The sequence below is a fragment of the Candidatus Pseudomonas auctus genome, from assembly GCF_048654275.1.
Lineage (GTDB): Bacteria > Pseudomonadota > Gammaproteobacteria > Pseudomonadales > Pseudomonadaceae > Aquipseudomonas > Aquipseudomonas pharyngis.
In genome coordinates, this window is the sequence record NZ_JBJYZK010000003.1 from 52,902 (window position 1) to 71,040 (window position 18,139).

General features: G+C 61.3%; 20 protein-coding genes. All 20 read right to left on the bottom strand.

The window, feature by feature from the left end; all coding sequences use genetic code 11:
* The 20 genes from ACKUG4_RS06680 to ACKUG4_RS06775 all read right to left on the bottom strand — a co-directional run bounded on the left by ACKUG4_RS06680 (window position 1) and on the right by ACKUG4_RS06775 (window position 18,139).
* Window positions 1-1,236 carry a DNA circularization protein gene (locus ACKUG4_RS06680; RefSeq protein ID WP_039771262.1) on the bottom strand — a complete coding sequence of 412 codons (1,236 nt, stop codon included), beginning with the start codon at window positions 1,234-1,236 and terminating at the stop codon, window positions 1-3.
* On the bottom strand, window positions 1,223-3,118 hold the full coding sequence (locus tag ACKUG4_RS06685) for a phage tail protein (protein WP_445433691.1): 1,896 nt from the start codon (window positions 3,116-3,118) through the stop codon (window positions 1,223-1,225). The genes ACKUG4_RS06680 and ACKUG4_RS06685 overlap by 14 nt, the downstream gene beginning before the upstream one ends.
* Before the next feature lie 130 nt (window positions 3,119-3,248).
* On the bottom strand, window positions 3,249-3,545 hold the full coding sequence (locus tag ACKUG4_RS06690; RefSeq protein WP_003222226.1) for a phage tail assembly protein: 297 nt from the start codon (window positions 3,543-3,545) through the stop codon (window positions 3,249-3,251).
* Window positions 3,542-3,889 (bottom strand): phage tail tube protein, encoded by a 348-nt coding sequence (locus ACKUG4_RS06695; protein WP_007908779.1) that lies wholly within the window; start codon window positions 3,887-3,889, stop codon window positions 3,542-3,544. The genes ACKUG4_RS06690 and ACKUG4_RS06695 overlap by 4 nt, the downstream gene beginning before the upstream one ends.
* Window positions 3,890-3,956: 67 nt before the next feature.
* Window positions 3,957-5,453, bottom strand: coding sequence for a phage tail sheath subtilisin-like domain-containing protein (locus tag ACKUG4_RS06700; protein ID WP_443522517.1), 1,497 nt, complete (start codon window positions 5,451-5,453; stop codon window positions 3,957-3,959).
* The gene (locus tag ACKUG4_RS06705) at window positions 5,453-5,632 is read right to left on the bottom strand and encodes a DUF2635 domain-containing protein (protein WP_039771254.1); all 180 of its coding nucleotides are present in this window, start codon (window positions 5,630-5,632) and stop codon (window positions 5,453-5,455) included. Before ACKUG4_RS06705 ends, ACKUG4_RS06700 begins: the two co-directional genes overlap by 1 nt.
* On the bottom strand, window positions 5,629-6,213 hold the full coding sequence (locus ACKUG4_RS06710; protein WP_445433692.1) for a phage tail terminator protein: 585 nt from the start codon (window positions 6,211-6,213) through the stop codon (window positions 5,629-5,631). Before ACKUG4_RS06710 ends, ACKUG4_RS06705 begins: the two co-directional genes overlap by 4 nt.
* 59 nt (window positions 6,214-6,272) lie before the next feature.
* On the bottom strand, window positions 6,273-7,301 hold the full coding sequence (locus tag ACKUG4_RS06715) for a phage late control D family tail protein (protein WP_445433693.1): 1,029 nt from the start codon (window positions 7,299-7,301) through the stop codon (window positions 6,273-6,275).
* 9 nt (window positions 7,302-7,310) lie between these two features.
* Window positions 7,311-7,523, bottom strand: a complete 213-nt coding sequence (locus tag ACKUG4_RS06720) for a tail protein X (protein ID WP_064593830.1) — start codon at window positions 7,521-7,523, stop codon at window positions 7,311-7,313.
* Window positions 7,516-7,899 (bottom strand): phage tail protein, encoded by a 384-nt coding sequence (locus ACKUG4_RS06725; RefSeq protein ID WP_064379038.1) that lies wholly within the window; start codon window positions 7,897-7,899, stop codon window positions 7,516-7,518. The genes ACKUG4_RS06720 and ACKUG4_RS06725 overlap by 8 nt, the downstream gene beginning before the upstream one ends.
* Window positions 7,896-10,097 carry a phage tail tape measure protein gene (locus ACKUG4_RS06730; protein ID WP_445433694.1) on the bottom strand — a complete coding sequence of 734 codons (2,202 nt, stop codon included), beginning with the start codon at window positions 10,095-10,097 and terminating at the stop codon, window positions 7,896-7,898. The genes ACKUG4_RS06725 and ACKUG4_RS06730 overlap by 4 nt, the downstream gene beginning before the upstream one ends.
* A gap of 128 nt (window positions 10,098-10,225) precedes the next feature.
* Window positions 10,226-10,807 (bottom strand): phage tail assembly protein, encoded by a 582-nt coding sequence (locus ACKUG4_RS06735; protein ID WP_445433695.1) that lies wholly within the window; start codon window positions 10,805-10,807, stop codon window positions 10,226-10,228.
* Window positions 10,808-10,960: 153 nt separating this feature from the next.
* Window positions 10,961-11,467, bottom strand: a complete 507-nt coding sequence (locus tag ACKUG4_RS06740) for a phage major tail tube protein (RefSeq protein WP_160056265.1) — start codon at window positions 11,465-11,467, stop codon at window positions 10,961-10,963.
* A complete protein-coding gene (locus ACKUG4_RS06745; protein ID WP_064379034.1) occupies window positions 11,467-12,633 on the bottom strand; it encodes a phage tail sheath protein in 1,167 nt (388 codons plus the stop codon). The genes ACKUG4_RS06740 and ACKUG4_RS06745 overlap by 1 nt, the downstream gene beginning before the upstream one ends.
* 2 nt (window positions 12,634-12,635) lie before the next feature.
* On the bottom strand, window positions 12,636-12,821 hold the full coding sequence (locus tag ACKUG4_RS06750) for a hypothetical protein (RefSeq protein WP_064593825.1): 186 nt from the start codon (window positions 12,819-12,821) through the stop codon (window positions 12,636-12,638).
* A 101-nt stretch (window positions 12,822-12,922) separates the two neighbouring features.
* On the bottom strand, window positions 12,923-13,459 hold the full coding sequence (locus tag ACKUG4_RS06755; protein ID WP_082934365.1) for a DUF4376 domain-containing protein: 537 nt from the start codon (window positions 13,457-13,459) through the stop codon (window positions 12,923-12,925).
* Window positions 13,459-16,182 (bottom strand): phage tail-collar fiber domain-containing protein, encoded by a 2,724-nt coding sequence (locus tag ACKUG4_RS06760; RefSeq protein ID WP_445433696.1) that lies wholly within the window; start codon window positions 16,180-16,182, stop codon window positions 13,459-13,461. The genes ACKUG4_RS06755 and ACKUG4_RS06760 overlap by 1 nt, the downstream gene beginning before the upstream one ends.
* A complete protein-coding gene (locus ACKUG4_RS06765) occupies window positions 16,183-16,818 on the bottom strand; it encodes a phage tail protein I (RefSeq protein WP_085612309.1) in 636 nt (211 codons plus the stop codon).
* Window positions 16,815-17,810 (bottom strand): baseplate J/gp47 family protein, encoded by a 996-nt coding sequence (locus tag ACKUG4_RS06770; protein ID WP_445433697.1) that lies wholly within the window; start codon window positions 17,808-17,810, stop codon window positions 16,815-16,817. The genes ACKUG4_RS06765 and ACKUG4_RS06770 overlap by 4 nt, the downstream gene beginning before the upstream one ends.
* Window positions 17,807-18,139 carry a hypothetical protein gene (locus tag ACKUG4_RS06775; protein WP_007954853.1) on the bottom strand — a complete coding sequence of 111 codons (333 nt, stop codon included), beginning with the start codon at window positions 18,137-18,139 and terminating at the stop codon, window positions 17,807-17,809. The genes ACKUG4_RS06770 and ACKUG4_RS06775 overlap by 4 nt, the downstream gene beginning before the upstream one ends.

Consider the following 18,139-nt stretch of genomic DNA (forward strand, 5'->3'; position numbering starts at 1 on the left):
TCACTCCCTGGAAACTTTGACTTCGTTGGGTGGGAAGCTCGGATGAGACAGACCGTTGCGCTGAATGACCTCGGTCACCCGGGTGGCGTCGCCAAACTGTTTGTAGGCCACGACCACTGCCGGAAAGGTTTCCTGAAAGGTTTTGCTGACCAGTCGCACTCCGGACGAAGCCACGGCCTTGAGGTGCGCGATCAGCGCTTCCTTCACATCGGCGATGGCCTGGTAGTGCGCGGGGTCGGCCTTGTCCTGAGCCTTTTGCAGCGCTTCGTTCAACTCTTTCTGCAGCGTTTGCAGATCGTCGGTGACCGGCACTTCCTGACGCGTGACCGGCTGCTTCGATTGCTGGTCCAGCGAGGGTGTCGAGGTCAGTTTCACCGGCGTCGACGCCACCGGCATCGAGGCCACCCACTGCGCCACTTTGACGATCAGCGTGTCCTGCACCAGGTTGGCCATCGCTTGCGCGGCGGCGTTGGTGTCCTTGCCGGTGGTGATTTTCGGCGCATCGGCCTTGCGGATGGCTTCGATCTGTTGGGACACGTCGGCAATCACGCCACGGTAGCCCTCCTTCGCGAATGCCTTCAGCTCCTTGATATCGCCGAGCAACCCCTTGAACTCCGCCGCCACTTCCTTGGGCAGCTCCTTCACGGCCCTGACCAGCTCGGTGATCTGCTTGTACTGCGCGATCAGCGGCTTGAGCTGCTCCTTGATCACGTCGTACACGCCGGTGAGGCTGTTGCGCAGATTGGCGATGCCGATCCGCGCGGCCTTGATCAGGGTCATCGCCTGTTCGAAACGCGCCACCGCCGAGCCGAGTAAACCTTCGGCCTTGATCAGCAGGACTTTTTGCGTGCTGACCGTCGCCGTCGGAAACGGCAGCGGTCGGTCCGGGTAGAACTTCAGACTGAACGTCACCATCCCGCCGTCCTGGCGGGTGTGGGTCATGTCGCACTCGCCGACCTTGACCTGCAAGCGTCCCAGCCACGGATGCACCAGTTCGCCGCTGCCCTGCTCCAGGGCCTGGAGCAGCTTGTCGCGCTGCTCCAGGCAATCGGCACCGATGATGAACGCCGTCAGGTCGTGGGTCTTGGCCTGCTGGCCGAGGTCCTCGAAAAACGGCAGGTCGCGTTGCGGATATTCGTGCAGCTGCCCCTTGCGACCGACCGGGGTTTTCGCCTGGTCGATCCAGAAACCGACACCGCGAAAGGATGCCGGCAACAAACGGTCACGCCAGTTCATTGGAACCTCCCATGGAGAGCGAGCGATAGCCGATGCGCGAACTGAGCGCCAGCCCCGGTTGATTGGTTTGCGGTTGATCGGTGCGCAGCCCCGCCGGCGCGTTTTCGAAGCGTACTGTCAGGCCGCCTTCGAGTTGCGTGCGGTTGTTGGCGGCGCTTTGCTGGATCAGGGCGCCTGAGGATTGCGGCAACGAACCGCCCTGCAACGCACTGCCACCCTCGGATTTCGCACTGGCACCGAAGAACGCTGGCGCCAGTTCGCCCTTGCCTTCGGCATTGGTCTGGCGTTGCGCTTCGGTCAGGGTTTCGACCTTGCCGGTGACCTTGGCGATCAGCCCGGCGAAGCCACCGTCGAACAGTTCCTTGATCGGTGCAATGACGGTTTGCAGCTTTTGCCACAGCTCGCCGAACCACCCGACAATCGGCCCCCAGCTCTCGATGATCTGATCCAGGGGTTTCCATTCGAACAGGCCGTGCAAAAAATCCACGACCGGCGCGGACAGCGCCAGCACAACACCCCACAGCGCCGAGAAAACCTCACCGATGGGCTGCCAGTACTGCGCAATCTGCTCCAGCGGCGACCACTCGAACAGACCGGTGAAAAAGCCTTTGACCTGTTGCACTGACGTTTGCAGTGCCGTCCAGATCGGTTCGAAGAATCCGACGACACCACCCCAGGCGCTGGTGATCATTTCCATCGGGAAAAAATCGAACAGTGCCCGCAGCGTATCCCGGGTGATTTGCACGGCCGATTGCAGCGTCGTCCACACCGGCTGAAAGTACGCAACAACACCGCCCCAAGCGCTTGTGATCATCTGCATCGGCGAGAAGTCGAACAACGACACCAGGAATTCTTTGGCCGGTTGCGCGGCTTTTCGCAGGCTGCTGAACATCGGTTCGAAGAACCGGACCACACCGCCCCATGCACTGTCGATCATCTGCATTGGCGAGAAGTCAAACAGGTTTCTGAGGAGCGCCATCACCGGCACACTCAAGGCCTTGAGCAGTTCCCAGATTGCCGAAAACAGACCGGTCAACGGTCCCCAGTTTTCCAGGATCAGGCCTGCGGGCGACCACGAGAAAACCGACTTGAAGAAGTCGATCACCGGCGCGGTCACAGCCTTGACCTTGTCCCAGATTCCCGAGAAGAAACCGGTGACCGGTTCCCACAACGCCGCCAGTGCATCCAGCGGCCGCCAGTCGAGCACCGAGCGCAACGTCGCCATTGCACTGGCTCCGGCGTTTTTCACGCCCTCCCACAATCCGGTGAAGAACGCGGAAATCGGTGTCCAGTTGGCCACGATCAGACCGGCCGCCACGGCAATGCCCATGGCGATCAGCATGATCGGGTTGGTCTTGAGCACCATGCTCATGACGTCCATCACCTGGGTCATGCCGGTGACGGCGGTTTGCATGGCGGAAAACGCAATCGCCCCCGCTGCCAGGCCTTCGACCAGTTTCGGGTTGTCGGCCAGCAGGCTGCCGACCTGGGTCAGCATCGGCTCCAGCCCGACGACCAATGCGCCCACCGCCGGCACCAGTGCGGCGTCCACCGCAGCGGATACCTTCTCCATGGATGCGCTGAACACGTTCATGTTCTGCGCGGCGGCTTTGGGAGTGTCCGGCAGGTCGACGGTTTTCGCCGTCTCGCTGACCTCGGTCAATTTGCCCTGAAACGCCGCAGCCGACTTGATGCCGTCCACGAACGGCGTAATCACGCTGCCGCCCTTGAACAGACCGCTGATGTCCAGTTTGCCGAGGCCGGTCTGTTCGAGGTTTTTCTTGAAGTCATCGACCTTCACTCGCAGGGCGCCGAGTTTGGGTGACAGTTCGTCGATGCCGGTAAGCAGCACCGACGCTTTAGCTTTGGTTTCTTCTGCCATCACTGCACCTGCTGCATCGCATTGATCCGTTGCGCGTGCTCCAGCGATTCGCGAAGCACATCCAGTGGCCTGGCCATCATCTGTTCGGGGTCAACCTTCCAGAACCAGGCCAGGTCATAGGCGACCGAAATCAGGTCGGTGATGGCTCCGACGCCGCACTCATGAAAAAACTCGCAACGGCCCAACTCAGCGCGTTGAGGTCAGCCAGGTCCAGCTGGTTGACCGACGACGGCGGAATGCCGGCGCACACGGCGATGTATTTGGCCGCCACGTCCATGTCGAGGCTGACCTCTTCGCTCTTGTCGATCTTGTACGGCAGCGCCTTGATCGCTCGCACTTCCTGCACCGTCGGGCGGCGCAGGACGAGTTCGGTCAGGGGCTCGCCGTGAGCTTCGATCGCAACCTGAAGCTTCACGGCGCCGCTCATTGCCAGGTCCCCTTGATGCCTTCGAATTTCAGTTCGATGGTGGCGTCATCGCCTTTGGAGACGGGTTCTTCGACCAGGTAGGCACCGGCCAGTACGTAGACTTTGCCGTTGCTGAATTCGCAGGTGACGGTGATGTCGGTGCCTTCGATCAGCTTCTTCAACGGGAAGTCGGCGGTGTGCAGCGCGGTCACCTTGAACGATGGCGCGATGTCGGTTTCCTTGTAGAAACCCGGCACGACGGTTTCGCGTTTGACGGCCATCAGCGGGGCTTCGCAGCCGCCATTGATAGTCAGTTGTGCACCGTCGACCTTGACGTAGCAGGTGCCTGCAATCAGTTGACCCATGGTGTTACTCCCTTCAAATAAAAAGCCCACGCAAGGTGGGCTGAAATCACAGTGTCAGACGGGCCGATCAGGCGACGTCGTCGTACTGCAGGCGGAACTGGTTGAGCAGTGCGAACACGCGCAGACCGTTGATGTAATCCGGCGGGAACAGCACGTTCACGCGGCTCGGGTCCTGCACGTCGCGCTCGACGATCAGGTGCTCGGCGAACAGCTCGGCGTTTTCCACGTGGCCTTCGAGTTCGAGCTTGGCGTACTGGGCGATCAGCTCGCCGCGAATGGTCGCCGGGGTGACGATCGGCTGGCCGGCGCCGAAACGGGTGCCGTCGGAAGCCAGTTTGTGGCGACCGTACTTGCTGGTGATCACGCTTTGCAGACGACGCACGATGAACGCCGACTGGTGCATGGTTTCGCTGTCCAGGTACGAGTTGTCGGCCTGGCCGTAAGCGTTCTTCTGGTAGGTGGTGATCGAGCGCTGGATGCGCACGTAGCCGCCTTCGTAGTACGCGGTGGCGATGCCGTAGTTGAGCAGCGACTGACGCTCGGTCAGGGTGAAGCGCTCGCTCGCCGGGGCCGGATCGACGCCCGGCAGGCTGCCGCTCTGGGTCGGACGGCTGGCGTCGGCGGAGATGAACACCGCCGTGCGCGCGGCCAGTGCTGCAGCTTGTACCCACACCGGTTGTGGAACGCCCGGCTCCAGCGCCTGAATGGTCATGTGCTGGTCGTTGCGTGCCTGACCGGCTGCCACCAGCGTGCCGACGGTGCCGCGCTTGGCGCTGTAGACGTGACCGAACAGTTGCTTGGCCCACGACCAGCGACCGGTGCTGTCATCCATCACCGCTTGCCAGGTGTTGAGGGTGGCCAGGTCGGACCATGGCAGCGCGATGAATTCGAACGGCTCATCACCCAGTGCGGCAACCGCTTCAACCTGGTCAGGCACACCGACGCCGCCGGTCATGGCGGTGATCGCGGTGGTCAGGCCGGCCGGGGTTTCTTCGCCGTTGCTCTTGCCCAGGCGATTGAATTGCAGGCTGATGTCGTTGCCGCTCTCGCCGGTCCATTTGGCGTTCAGAGTGACGACGCCTTCAGCGGCCGCAGCGCTCACCGGCAGATCGGCGGTGGCGTTGATTTTCTGTGCCAGGGCGGTGGCCGCCTGGGCAGCGGTGGCACCGTTGACCACGGTGGCCTGGACGCGAACGCCGCCGACATACAGGTTGAGCACGCCGGCCTGAGTCGCGGTGCCGGTCAGGGTCAATACGCCTTTGGCGATGGCGCCGGTGGCGTTGTGCAGCGGCAGGCACCAGATCTCACCGATCGGGTCGGCCTTGCGGAAAGTCTCGTACATCGAGGCGAGCATCGAGCCCTGGCCGCCAATGCTCTTGGCCAGCGCCACGCTGGAGACCAGCACCAGTTTGCCGACTTCAGTCGGAGCGATGTTGTCGTTGACCTGCGCCACGATCAGGCGGCGCATGGACGAGGACGCGCTATTGGCGGCCGAGTTGTCCATTTCGGCATAGAACAGCGGTACACGAATGTCCGCAGGGATGTTGCTGAATCCGATCGCCATTATTTGGCTCCCTTTTGTTTGGCTGTTGCGGTTTTGAGGGTGATATCGCCGTCGGCCAGACGCCGGCGCCACCAGGCGCTGTCCAGCACTTCACGGCCTTCCAGTGGCAGCAGGTCGCCGGCTTCCGGGTCCGGCACGGCACGGCCAGGGGCCGGCACTACGGTGATGCGGTTGCTCATGGGGTTACGTCTCCAGAGAAAGTCATTTCCACGCGCCCGTCAGGGCCCGGGCGTTTCAGGTTGGGGTCGGCCGGGTCGATCGCATCGACCCGCACGGTGGCCCCGGTAAAGGACGACAAACCGTCCAGTTCGCGTTCGTGCCAACTCTCCGCAGGCTGACTTGGCAGATTGCGGCCCAGCTGGAACTCGGCAAAAAAGCGCAGCCGGTAGAACGCGCGGCTGCTGTTGATCGAGACCGTTTCGCCGCCGTCGTAAACGATGGCGCTGTAGTTGGAATCGGGTTTGAAACCCACCAGCGCACGCCAAAGTTCGGCGCGCAGGTCGTGCAACAGATCCAGCGCTTTTGTGGCGTCCGTGGCATCGAGTGCCAGGATGATTTCGAAGCGGTCGCGGATCGGTTGGCTGGCGGTGTTCTGGGCAGTGCTGGTGCTGGCCAGGTCGGCCAGCGGTGAAACATGGGCCGAGGGCATCGGCAGATTCGGGTCGCCTTGCAATAGCGCCAGGTCGAAACCTGTCGCGATATGGCCGGCAAGGCTTGGGCATTGCGCACGCAGCTGCGTGAGGATCGGGGAGATCTTCATGGGGAGCGTTCCAGGTTTTGTGAATGACCACAGAGAGGTGTGGCGGTGAGACCGGGGGATCAGTCCTTGGCTTTTGCCTCGGGATCCCGGCCGGTCGCTTCGATCAGGCAGCGATAGCTTTCCTCGCGCTTGCCGCTGGCCGTGACCTTTTCAATCGACCAGCGACCGCGCATGAAGTCCGGCCAGGTATCGTCGAGTACCAGCAGACCTTCGGCTGCCAGCAGGGGATCGCCCGGGCAGGTGACCTTCAGCTTGTATTTCTCGCGCAGCATCTTGCGCACTTCGGCCTCGCCGATGGCTTTGGCTTCTTCTTCGCTGGCCAGTTTCTGGCGGATGACCTTGTAGGGTTCGGAACCGGTGATCACCTCCCGCAGCTTGCCGAGAGCACCGTCCCAGAATGAGGTTTTGCAACCCTGATTCTGGGTGCGGGCAGTCTCTTCCAGCGTGGCGCTGATGAAGGCGTGATCGCCCGGCCGGTTGTTGTGGGTCACCGACAGCCTGACGTCCGGTATCACCTGGCCCGACAGGTTTTTGAGCTGTGCCGGTTTCGCCAGTACGTAAAGGTCGTTGAACGGTTTGGCCACCGCGTCGTACTTTTTCGCCAGGCGTGTGATGAAGCTCATGTCGGTTTCGTTCGACTGGTCGACATGGGCGATCCTGATCAGCGCCAGTTCGGGATCCACACGCGGCGAGAATCCGTGTCTCGAGACCAGCTCGCGAAACAGTCCGCCAAGGGTTATAGGGCCATGACTGGCCGTGCGCCGTTCCTTGAATCCGGTGTCGTCCTTGCCGCTGAAAGGCGCTGCAGTTGCGACCAGTGTCAGACGCAGCGGGAACAGCGTCGGTGTCAGTCGAGTGACCTTGAACTGGCCTTTTTCCACCAGTCCGGTCTCCAGATAGCCCACCCGCAGGCCGATGGTGCCGCCCAGGGTCGGCAAGCCTTCAAGGCCTTCCAGATCGAGCACCAGCGTCAGTTGATCGGACTGCATTCCAGCGGCATCGATGTGTTCCCAACTGATCAGGCGCTGGTTGAGCAGGTCCTTGTTGGCGCCGTAGATTTCAATCGCCGGCGTAAATCCCTGTGCCATGCAGCCTCCTTAATCCCAGGCCAGAACCGGTTTGATTGCGGCCGGTCTGCTGTCGAGTTCCGGCAGCGTCACCCAGACACCTGCCGGCAGGATCGGGCCGTGCTCGGCCAGGGTCGGGTTGAGTTTCCAGAGGGTTTCTTCGGCGCTGTCATCGCTGCGACCGGTTTCGCGGTAGAGCAACAGATTCAGCGAGTCACCGGCCACGCTTCGTACCTTACGCATTGTTGAACTCCGACAATCCGATGACCCACTTGATCACCATCGCGGTGCCGTCATCGATGACCTCGCTCTGGTTTTCGTCGATGCTGTTGATCCGCCACAAACCCCAGTTGCGGCCGATGCCGTCAATCAACGGCAACGGTGCACGCAGTGCTTGCAGCGCACGCAGTTCATCGAGCCGTTCCATCCCCACGGCGTACATCGAGGTGCCGGAGATGGTCAGGGTTTCAGGCTTCTGCCCTGTCTGATGGGATCTGGGTTTGCTGTTGAGGATCTGCAACTCGGTCCAGCCACCCTCGGATTTTCGCGACAGCGTGCTGTACGCAAAATCCCGGGACAAACCGAAGATGAAACTGCCCAGTGCCATTTGTTGTTTCATGTACCGGCTCCGTCAGTCAGGGCTGCATCGCGGCGCGTCCCGAGTGGGTTACCGCCCATTAGCAGCGGCATGAATTGGCCATGAAACTGGCCGGACAGCTGTTGCTCGATGATCGAATGAATTTGCTGGGCCGTGTCGGGCGCAGGACAGGTGACCTGGATCGTCGGAGAGAAGGAAACCTGCTGGTTCTGCGTCTGTGCACCCGCCAGGTCTTTAGCGACTTCGGCCGGCGGGGCGAGTTTGTCCGGCGCGGTGGTCGTCAGTTTCTCACCCAAAAAACCTCCTCCTTCAGCGCCCAGCCATCCCCCGACCAGTCCACCAATCAGACCGCCAAGTGCCATGCCCGGCGCCAGTCCCACACTTCCTATGGAGGCGCCGATCGAGCTGCCGGCGACTGCGCCGGCCCACGCACCACCGGCGGCACCGAGTCCTTTGCCAATCTGTTGTTTGTCACCGCTGGCAATACCTTCGGCGACAAGCGAAGCCCCAATCGCCGCCTTCGCCTGCCAAGGCATCCAGCGCGAGGCCGGCTGCACCGATGCAAGCACAGGCTCCAGCCGCGGTGTAGCAACCCTTGCAGTCTGTTCGAGTATTTTCAGACCGTTGCCAGCGCTGGCACTGCGACCGGTCAGAGCCAGGCCCTGAGATTCAGCCACGGCAGTCGCAGAGGTTGCTGCAGACAAGCCGAGCTTTGAACGACCGGGAAGGTAACTGGCAGCTTTATCAACGATCCATTTGCCTCCCCGGTCTTTCAGCTCACCGACAACCGCATCGGTCACGGCGTCGAACACCGGTTTGATCCAGGCCGTCGCCGTCAGAACTGCACCCGTGGTTTTCGGGTAGGTTTCGGCCAGATCGCTCAGCCTGTCTATCGAATGGCTCTCACCGGGCGTTTCGATATCCGGCGCCAGTGCATTGCCTTTGGCGACCGCCAAACGTTCCTCACGGGCATTCTTGATGTTCCACTGCCCCTGCTGAGTATCGGCAAGTGCCTGTGCGGACTCTCTTACCGAGCTTTTATCACCCAGCTTTGATGTCGCGTATCGGCTTTTGTCACTCACGAGGTAAAAGGCTTGATTCACCTTGCCGAGGTCCTGGGACAGCGACAACGCAGCGTCTCCACTGTCCGCAAACAATGTCCGGGCCAAAGTCGAACGCTGCTCCAGCGGTTTGGCATTCAGCGCCGCAAGCACCGATAACACAGCGCCCTGGGCATTCTTTTGGTCAGGATCACGCATGGCTTCGGCCACAGCCTTGGGATCCAGGCCCAATTGCTTCCAGGCACCTTTCTCGGCCATTGATGCTTGATCGCCCTTGCCCAACGCACTGGAAATGTTCTTCAGCGCATTGCCGGCATCGTCTTTTTTCGTGCCGCTGTTGAGCAACGCTGCCGTCAACGCCGCAGCCTGTTCCGGTTGCAAGCCTGCGCTGATTGCCGCTTCGCCCGACTGCTGCAAGACAGAACCGATGTCCGCGGTCTGCACATCGCCGGGCATTTTGCCGAGATGATTGACCGCGTCCGCCAGATCAAGGGCTTGATCACGCGAGAGCTTCATCGAGGTGCGCCAGACCTTCAACATTTCGCCGGCTTCCAGCCCTGTAACCTTGAATGCCGATGCGGTGATCGCCGCATCGCTGGCAAAGTTCAGCAACTCGAGTTTCTTCGCCTCGTCGTTTACCGCTTCGTTGCCGATTCCCGCCTTGGCTGCAAGCGTTTCAATCCTGACCAGCTCGACCCCGGTAGTGCCTCCGGCAGCCACCAGGGTGGCACTGGCCATTTTCAAGCTCGTGAGTGCCATGTCTTTCCCGTCATCGCGGGAGAGCTGCGCCACACTCGCAAGCGTGGCCGCCGCCGAATCCATGGCCATCGCGGCCTTGCGCGTCTCGGAAGGCTCAGCCCCCGCGGAGGATTTTTCCGGCGTTTTCTGCCCTCCGCCAGACTCACCCTTCGCTCCGGCACTGGCTGCCTGCGGCAACGCACGCAAGGCGGTCAGGGTCACGCTCAATGCATCGATTGCCGTCGTCAGCAGCACGATTTTTCCACTGACTGTCAGCAGGACCTGGCGCAAGCTGTTGGTCTGCTCCACCGCAAGTTGCCCGACACCTGCGTTCAGCGCGGCAGTGCTCAGGGAGACACTGCCAAATCCTGCGCCGGCGCTTTCACCGGCATTCATGAGCACAAACTTGCTCTCTGCCATGCCGCTCTACTCCTTTTTCACGCCAAGGCGAGTGATCGCTATGTCGTAGCGGCGCAACGCCTTTTCGGCGTCCCACTCCAGAATCTCCGCCTCACTTACCGGGTAAATGAGCGGCACGATATCGAGGATTACTTCGATGTCGCGTTCTGAAAGAAGGCCGCCGGCTGGTTTAAAAAATCGTCGATGCGCACCTGCAATTGCGTCCAGTCCGGCACGCTCATCAGGGCCAGGTCGGGAATCATCAGACCGGTGCAATGGGCGGTGATGAACTCGGCGCGTTCCTTGGCCGTTTTCAGTTTCTTCATCACTTTGGTGGCCCGCAGCGCCGGCATTTCCAGGCTCAGCGAAGTCACGGTGCGGCCGGTGACGGCGAGCGGCAACAGCAGTTGCACCTGATCTGGATCGTCGGATTTTTCCGCGTCTTCGACCTGTTCGAGAAAGAACGATGCCGGACGGGTCGAGAATTCGTGCACGTACTGCGCGATGGTCACGTAGTCCGGGCGCTTGAGCTGGTCGAGTTCCTTGACCGACAAGCCGGTGGCCAGCAGCGCCAGTTCGAAGAACTGGTCGTCTTCATCGTCGCCTGCGCGTTCCAGCGCTTCTTTCTGGGCGGCGTAGAACAGCGGCTTGAGCTGGATCGATTCGATCTGCGAGCCGTCGTCACCGGTGATCGGCGACAACAGGTCATGCTTGGGTGGCATCCACGACATGAAAGGAATTCCTTGGTGATTCTTGGGTACAACCTGTGGGAGCCAGCCTGCTGGCGATGGCGGCGGGTCAGTCAACATCGATGTTGAATGTGATGGCTTCATCGCGAGCAGGCTCGCTCCCACAGGGTTGGGTCTTGCTTTTCCGGCCGAGGCTTACGGCATCAGCACCGCACGACGGGCATCGCCGAGGATATCGACGCCGTTGAGGACGAACTTCTGCGTGCGCACGTCGATGTCGATCACCGGAATGCCGTTTTCCAGGCGGTTGTAGGTGCGGCAGGAGAAGTCCAGCGTCGTCAGGGCTTTGCCGCCCATCTTGATTGCGTCTTCACCCATGGTTTTGAGCTTGCCGCCGATGGTGTGATACGTGAACCAGGTATTGCCGTCCTGATCCTGACCGGCTTCACGCACGTTCAGCAGAATGTCGTCGCCCAGTTTCACACCCATGGCGAGCAACACTTCTGCGCCCGTGCCCTGCAGTTTGATCTGAGCATTCAGCGGCTTGGCACTCTTGGCCATTTCCTCAACGATGAAGCGCCCGCCCGTCATGCTTTCCATGTCGAAGTCGATCTTCGGCGGAGTGAATTCTTCCACGGTCGCCGACAGCGGCAGGCCTTGCAGGGTGGCCGCGATGGCCTGTCTTACGCGGTTGGTAAACATTAGAGAACGTCCTCCAGGAACTGCTCGATGATTTCATCGCGGGCGTTGAGTTGATAAACCATGTGTTCGTTCGGCGCGTAGCGGCCGTAGTCGATGACCACGTACCAGGTGCCGTTCTTGTACTTCTCGACGCTGTTGAGTTCCGGGTGCAGATACACGCTGCCGCCGGGAATGGTTTCGTCGGCGACCAGGGTCTGCAGCCAGTCGTTGATGCGTTTGACTTCCTGATCCATGAACGACTTGGTCAGGTTCTTGGCCATGGCTTTCTGGCCGGCCTTCACCAGCTTGCGGCTAATGGCGTCCTCCAGACCGACGTAGCTGATGAACTTGCCGGTGATCGAGCGGTTGCCCAGCAGCGAGAAGCCGCCAAGGATGGTGCGGGCGTAATAGCTGACGCCGTAGCGGTTGAGCAGATCGCCTTCGGTGGAGGTGTCGAGGATGTTGTACTCAACGACCCGCGACACGTCTTCGGCGTAGGTCACCTGGTTGCCCGGGCTTTCCCATTGCTTGACCTTGGCCAGCGCGGCGATCGCCAGGCTGGATGGCGCGAGGAATACGTTTTTCTTCGCGGCTTTCGAGTACACGGCCGGCATGTTGTGCACCACCAGGCAACGGTCGAAACCGAGGTCGGCACCGCCCAGTTCCTGGCTGTACAGCACCTGATCGGCGACCGAGACGTCCTTGCCGTCCAGCACCACACGGGCCTTGATGCGTTTGCCGAACGAGGCGAACTCGCTGGCCACCGCCTTGGTGCCGGTGAAGCCCGGTGCGCCGATGATGGTCAGGTCTTCCGGGACACTGCCCAGTGCCGCCAGACCGAGCTTGCGGCCGGTCGCCGGCTCAACACCGCCGATCACGGCGTTAACGGTATCGGCCGGAGTCGCGCCCGCTTCGACGATCACCACGTAGACCGGCACCTTGACCACTTTGAGGATCTGGTAAACGGCGTGGTACAGGGTGCCCTCTTCCGAACCTGTCGGATCGAGCAGCGCGTGGGTGGTGAAGCTGTTGATGCGAAACGGTGCGTTGCGCGGAATCAGCGGATCGGCTTTCGGCGCGGTGCCGACCAGACCGATAACGTTGTCACCCAGGCCACCCATGGCCTCGGGGGATTCGGTGGCATTGACGGTAATGCCGTTGTGCTCGAAGTTCAGAACCTCAGCCATAGTCAGTCAGCCTTCTTGGCAGCGGCCTTCACGGCCTTGGTGGTAGTTGTTTTCAGCTCCAGTCGACCGGCGCTGTGCAGCGCACTGGCCTCGACATCGAGCAGATCGAGTTCCTGGCCGACGCTCGACCAGTGCCCACCGCCGGTGGGAAATGGAACGAGCACGGTGTAGGTTTGGCGGGTTGCCATTTTTCGTTTCTCCATAAACGGGAAAGCCCCTCGTTGGGTGGGGGCTTGGTGGGTGTTGAGTGTTTTTTGGGGGAAAGAAAACGCCCCGGGATGCGGGGCGTTTATTTGAGATCTGCGGTATCGGCAGACGATGAGTCCGGCCAACCCTCGGTAAGCATTTCGTCGTGGTACTCGCCTGTCTCGATTGCGCGTAACAACGTCAGCTCCCGGTCAAAGCAAGCCTGGACGTGCGCCCGTACTGCCTTCGCAATATCGATGATTTGCGCAGCGCCAATCTCGACGAATCCTTTCGTTGTTTTGAAATTGCAGCGGTATTCAGGATCGAAAATGGCTGAGAGCCCCATGCTTGCGATCAGCGCCTGGCTGTCGCGGGTTGTCTCGATTTGCAGGCTGCCGACGACAATGCCGACGCCCTCCCGAGCGAAGCGCTCAGCCGCCACAGCGGCCTTGAGTTCATCCAGCGAGACCACCGGAACGCCTTCTGGCGCAAAACGCTCGCCGTCGTACAGCCAACCCTCTTCGACCTCGCCGGGGCATTCGATCCAATTCATATCCGGGTGAAACATCGTCTTTATGTCGCCGTCGGTTTCGAACAACTGAACGGCCTTACCCATGTAAAGAAGGGCGTATTTTTTCATCAGGCGTATTCCTCGAAAATCACAACACCGCCAGCGCCCGGTGCGCCGTTGCGCGCTGCCATAGATGGGCCGTTGGCCACACCACCACCACCGCCCCCGTATCCCGTACCGTTCTGAATCGAAGCGCCGATACCGTACCCACTTCCCCCTGCACCAAGTGGTCCGCTACCGCCATGACCAGCCAGAGTCGACCCATTGACGGATATACCGGGATATCCAGGCGCACCAGGCATGTTGAGTAAATTGCCTCCAGAGGATGGCGCCCCCGGATAGCCGCCCACGTACAAGGCATAACCTACCGTCGATACAGCAATAGAAAAGATTGACCCCAGACCGCCCGGGGCAGACAACAGTGCCCCCACCGAGGTGGCGCCGCCTGTACCGCCACTGGTTCCTGTTGTGCCTGAAGCCGTTCCAGCGATCCCGCCGAGCCCTACGATTACCGACTGACTCGCGCCAATGTCCGCTGCCGTAAGTAACGCTTCCGCATAGCCACCAGCCGCGCCACCACCAGACGCCGAGACTTGGCCAGCTGCCGTAGCAGACGCACCGCCAGATCCTGCACCAGCGCCCACAATTCGAATCCTCACCTTCTTCATCCCCGGCGTCGGAATGTAGGTGCCGTTTTCCGTGAATTTCTGAATATTCAGAAGGCGTCCAAACTCGTTTTTAATCACCCGCTGCTCAAGCGCGGCGATATCAATCGTTCCTTGGTTAACCGGTGTGTTCCAGGCCTTGATGCACCACATCACCGCCAAGTTGTGCGGCCGAGTTTCGGTTGAAGTTCGCGCGACTCTTGATGCGTCAAAGACCATCGAGATGGGCGCGTTTGTCGCCCCACCACCCGGCAGAGAAACCGCGCCGTTGGTCTGGATATTGAAAGCTCCATATGCGCCGCCAGCGAGTTGCACACCATTACTGGCCGTCATAGACCCTGTAATGTTTTGCAGCGCATCAAGTTGATAGCTGCCCAATGCTCGACCCGCATCGACACCTCGCCCATGGTCCCAGCCACGCAAGAACTCACCACGCGTATCCGGTAGCCGCGTATAGCTCGCGTCGTCACCGGCAATGTTGAATTTCTTGTTCAGGTAAGCGGCAAGGTGTGGATAGAGCGCATCCTGAAACAGGCTGCCGTCCGCTTCCAGATAGCCAGGCGGCACCACGCCAGCTGGGAACGGCATCAGGGCGCCCACCGGTACCGCCGATTTCATTTTCTCCAGTTCGGCGGTCAGGGCGGCGACGTCGATGTTTCCCTGATTGACCGGAGCGTTCCAGGCCTTGATGCACCACATGACGGCGATGTTGCGGGGGCGGGTTTCTGTAGCGGCGCCGAAGTTATAGGTTCTTACACGACCGATACTCAGCTCAGCATTGTCACCTTCCGTACGCAATACCCAGTCAGCAGCCGTATCCTTCAACACTACTGTCGGAATCTCTCCGTTCGGGTCAACGGCCTGTCCACCTCCCGAGCCTGTCGGAAGGAAATGGTAGTGAGCCTTCAGACTATCCGTCTGAGAACTTCCTTGAGCACGTCCGCCATCCACCCCACGCCCATGATCCCAACCGCGCAAAAACTCCCCACGCGCCTCAGGCAAGCGGAAATTCCCGACACCCTCATCCCCCTTGTTGAACTTGCCGCCCAGATAGGCGCTCAAGTCAGGGTAAGTCGCGCTGCTCTTGACGCTGTTATCCAGCTCCAGGAAACCCGGTGGCGGCGTATCGACAGGGAACGCCACAATCGAACCCACCGGCAAAGCGGACGCCTTGGCAATCAGCGCTTCGACTTCAGCCTTGGTGTATGAGTCCTTGATGCCAAAACCGGCCAGCGTGTCGGGATTCGACCCGGCTGTCGCGCGGCCATATTCGTCGACGCTCAGACTTTTGTAAGTCCCGGCAGCAATCCCGGTGCGCCCTGCCAGCATCTTGAATGTCAGCGCGGTAGTGCCAAGAGTGATCGGCGCATTGGTGGTCAGGTGCCACAGCGAATCGCCGTTGAGCGTGCCCTCTTCCACCATCACCGTCAGGCCGGGCGTGACCTTGGCGCTGACGTTGGCATCGTTGGCCCGAACCCAGTCGCCGTTGGCGACGATCCACAGGCCGTTGTCCTTGGCCAGGGTCTGGTTCGGCAGCAGCACACGGTCGCCGGCAATCACCGCCACGCCGTCGATCTGCTGCGCACCGTTCAACACCACGTTGGCGGTGGCGGCGACACGTACCGATTGCTTGCCGTCGAGTTTGCCGAGTTCTTCGGCGAGGTAGCTCATGACCCAGGCGCGAGTGGCCTTGACCACGGTGTCATCGATCAGCAGCGTCACCAGCGAGGCATTGCTGGTCTCGAAAATCGAGCGGATGTAGAACTCTTTGCCCGAGCCGGACGTTGCCAGAACCGGTTTGAACGATTCCGGATATTTGACGATGGCATAGAGAATGCCGGTGTCGGTCCACAGACCTGCTTCACGCACATACCAGCCGCCGACGTCCGGCGGGATGGTGACTTCGGCGAGCAGCCAGCTCGGATTCTTCTCGTCCTGGAACAGGGCGTTGAGCGGCCCGCGCCAGACTTCGCGTTTCAGCGCGGTAGCCGTCGCGGCCGGGTTGTAGACCGCGCCGCCGCCATCGCCGACGGAAATCTGCGTCAGCTTGATCGGCAGGCCCGCGGCCTTGCACGCCGTTTCGTAGGCAATCCCTGCGTTGGTGAGCAGGGTGTAATAGTCAGCCATTCAGGCCCCCTGAGGATAAATAGTGGATGTTTCGACGGTGTACAGCGCAGCCGCCATGAAGGCCTCGCCAGATGTCTCGAGCCCTTCGAGGAACACCGGATAAACCGTGGTCAGCTCACCGCAGAAGGTCGCGGCGCCGATGACGTGATTGCCGAAGGCGCTAAGCCCTACCGACACCGACAGCACGTCCCGCTCGCTCTTGGCATCAGCCAGGCGCCGGTCGAGACGGGCGTCGATTTCTTCGCTGTAGGGTTGTTCGCTGAAGGCCCGCACGGAAAAGCTGTAAGGCTCGCCGGGCGGTGTCTGTTCGTACCAGGCGCGGATTTCCGGCCGAAGCTGCAAACCCTTGGCGGCGTTCTCCAGCGCCTTGCGAGTGCCGGCCTGGCGCGCGGTGGGCCAGGCCAGTTCGACGGTCAGGCGCTTTTCCGCTTCCGGTGCATCGGTGCTCCACTCGGCAACCCCACGATCTGCCGCGAGATACGGCAGGAACGCGACGGGAGTTGAAGCCGGATTCATCAGTTCGGGAAACGGCGGCGCGACGCGATCAAGCAATGCGCCGAAGCCGATGTCGAGGGCCCGTTCCAGCGCCGAGCTGTTGGCCGGCAGCAGGGTCGGACGCGGTGTCTGATCGGTCATAGCGTCTGTACCTCGACCTCGACCGCCGTGCAGTACGGCGCTTGAAATGCGCTGCAGACGATGGGCGTCAGCGGTTCAAGAATCTGCAATTGCACGGCACCGGCGCTGTGCAGCGTGTAGTCGATCCAGCTCGGATCGACCCGGCCTTCCAAACGATGGCAGCTGTCGGCGTAGGCCTGCAGGTGTTGCTGCGCAGCGACCTTGGTCAGGCCCGAATCCGGGCCGGAATTGATCTTGGCCACGACGCGGATTTTGTAGCGCTGAATCTCGGCGGCCTGCACCGTCACCCTGTCCGTCTCGGGACACACATCAGGCCGAGCAAAGTGTCGGCGCACGCCGTCGAGCAACGTCGGGGACGGTGTACCGTCGCCCTCGCGGGCAAGCACGGTGACTTGCACTTCACCAGGCGCGGTGCGGCGACCATTGCCATCCTTGACCTGCGCGGCGAGGCCATCCGGGGCGAAGGTGTAAGTGACGTTCACGACACCCGCATCGGTGGATTCGACTTTCACCGCCGGCCGTTCGCCGAGGGTGAACACCTCGCGACGATACTGCATCCGCGAACCCGCCGCCGGCGCATGGGGCGCCAGGTAATAGCGCAGCCGGGCGTCATCATCGCTCTCGTAGATCGCCGGCACCGGCGGGAATGCCGCCGGATCGCCCGGATCGAGCAACTGTCGCTCCAGGCCCATGTCCGCCAGCCGCGCATCAAGGTTGCTGCCGGTGGCCCACCACGCCAGCATCTGCTTGATGCGGGCGTTGTATTTGCGTTCGTGGGTTTGCAGGCGAACGCAAAAGGCCTCCAGAGCCAAGGTCAGCAGTTCGCTTTCGTTTTCCAGGCTGGTCTTGAGCTTTTCCGCGCTCTGCGGCGAACGTGCGCCGACGTACTCGACCACGAAGGTCTTGAACTCGGCGAGCAGATCCTCGAAGGCATCGACCTTGATCAAGGAGGGTTCGGCCAACTGATTCTGGCCGGGGATCAACATGCTCATGTCACGACCTCGAAAGTCTGTTGGCGGTTTTTCCAGGTACCGGCAAACCGCAGCAGCAAACCGGCGCCCTGTCGGGTGGCGACGATCACGCCGGGCTGGAAATCGCCGATGCCGTTTTGCGGGTTATAGAACGCCTGGGCCGCGTGGCTCTGGGCGAGTAACAGGATGTCGTCGCCCAGGTTCTGCCCCAGCAGCGTGGGGATCAGCGAACCGTACAAGGGCCGTTTTTGCCGGGTGCCCAGCGGCGTGGTCAGGGCCCGGGTCGCGCGCTGCACGAATTGCAGCCAGTCGTCGACCGTGGCCCCGCTGTCTCTATCGATTCCGATCAT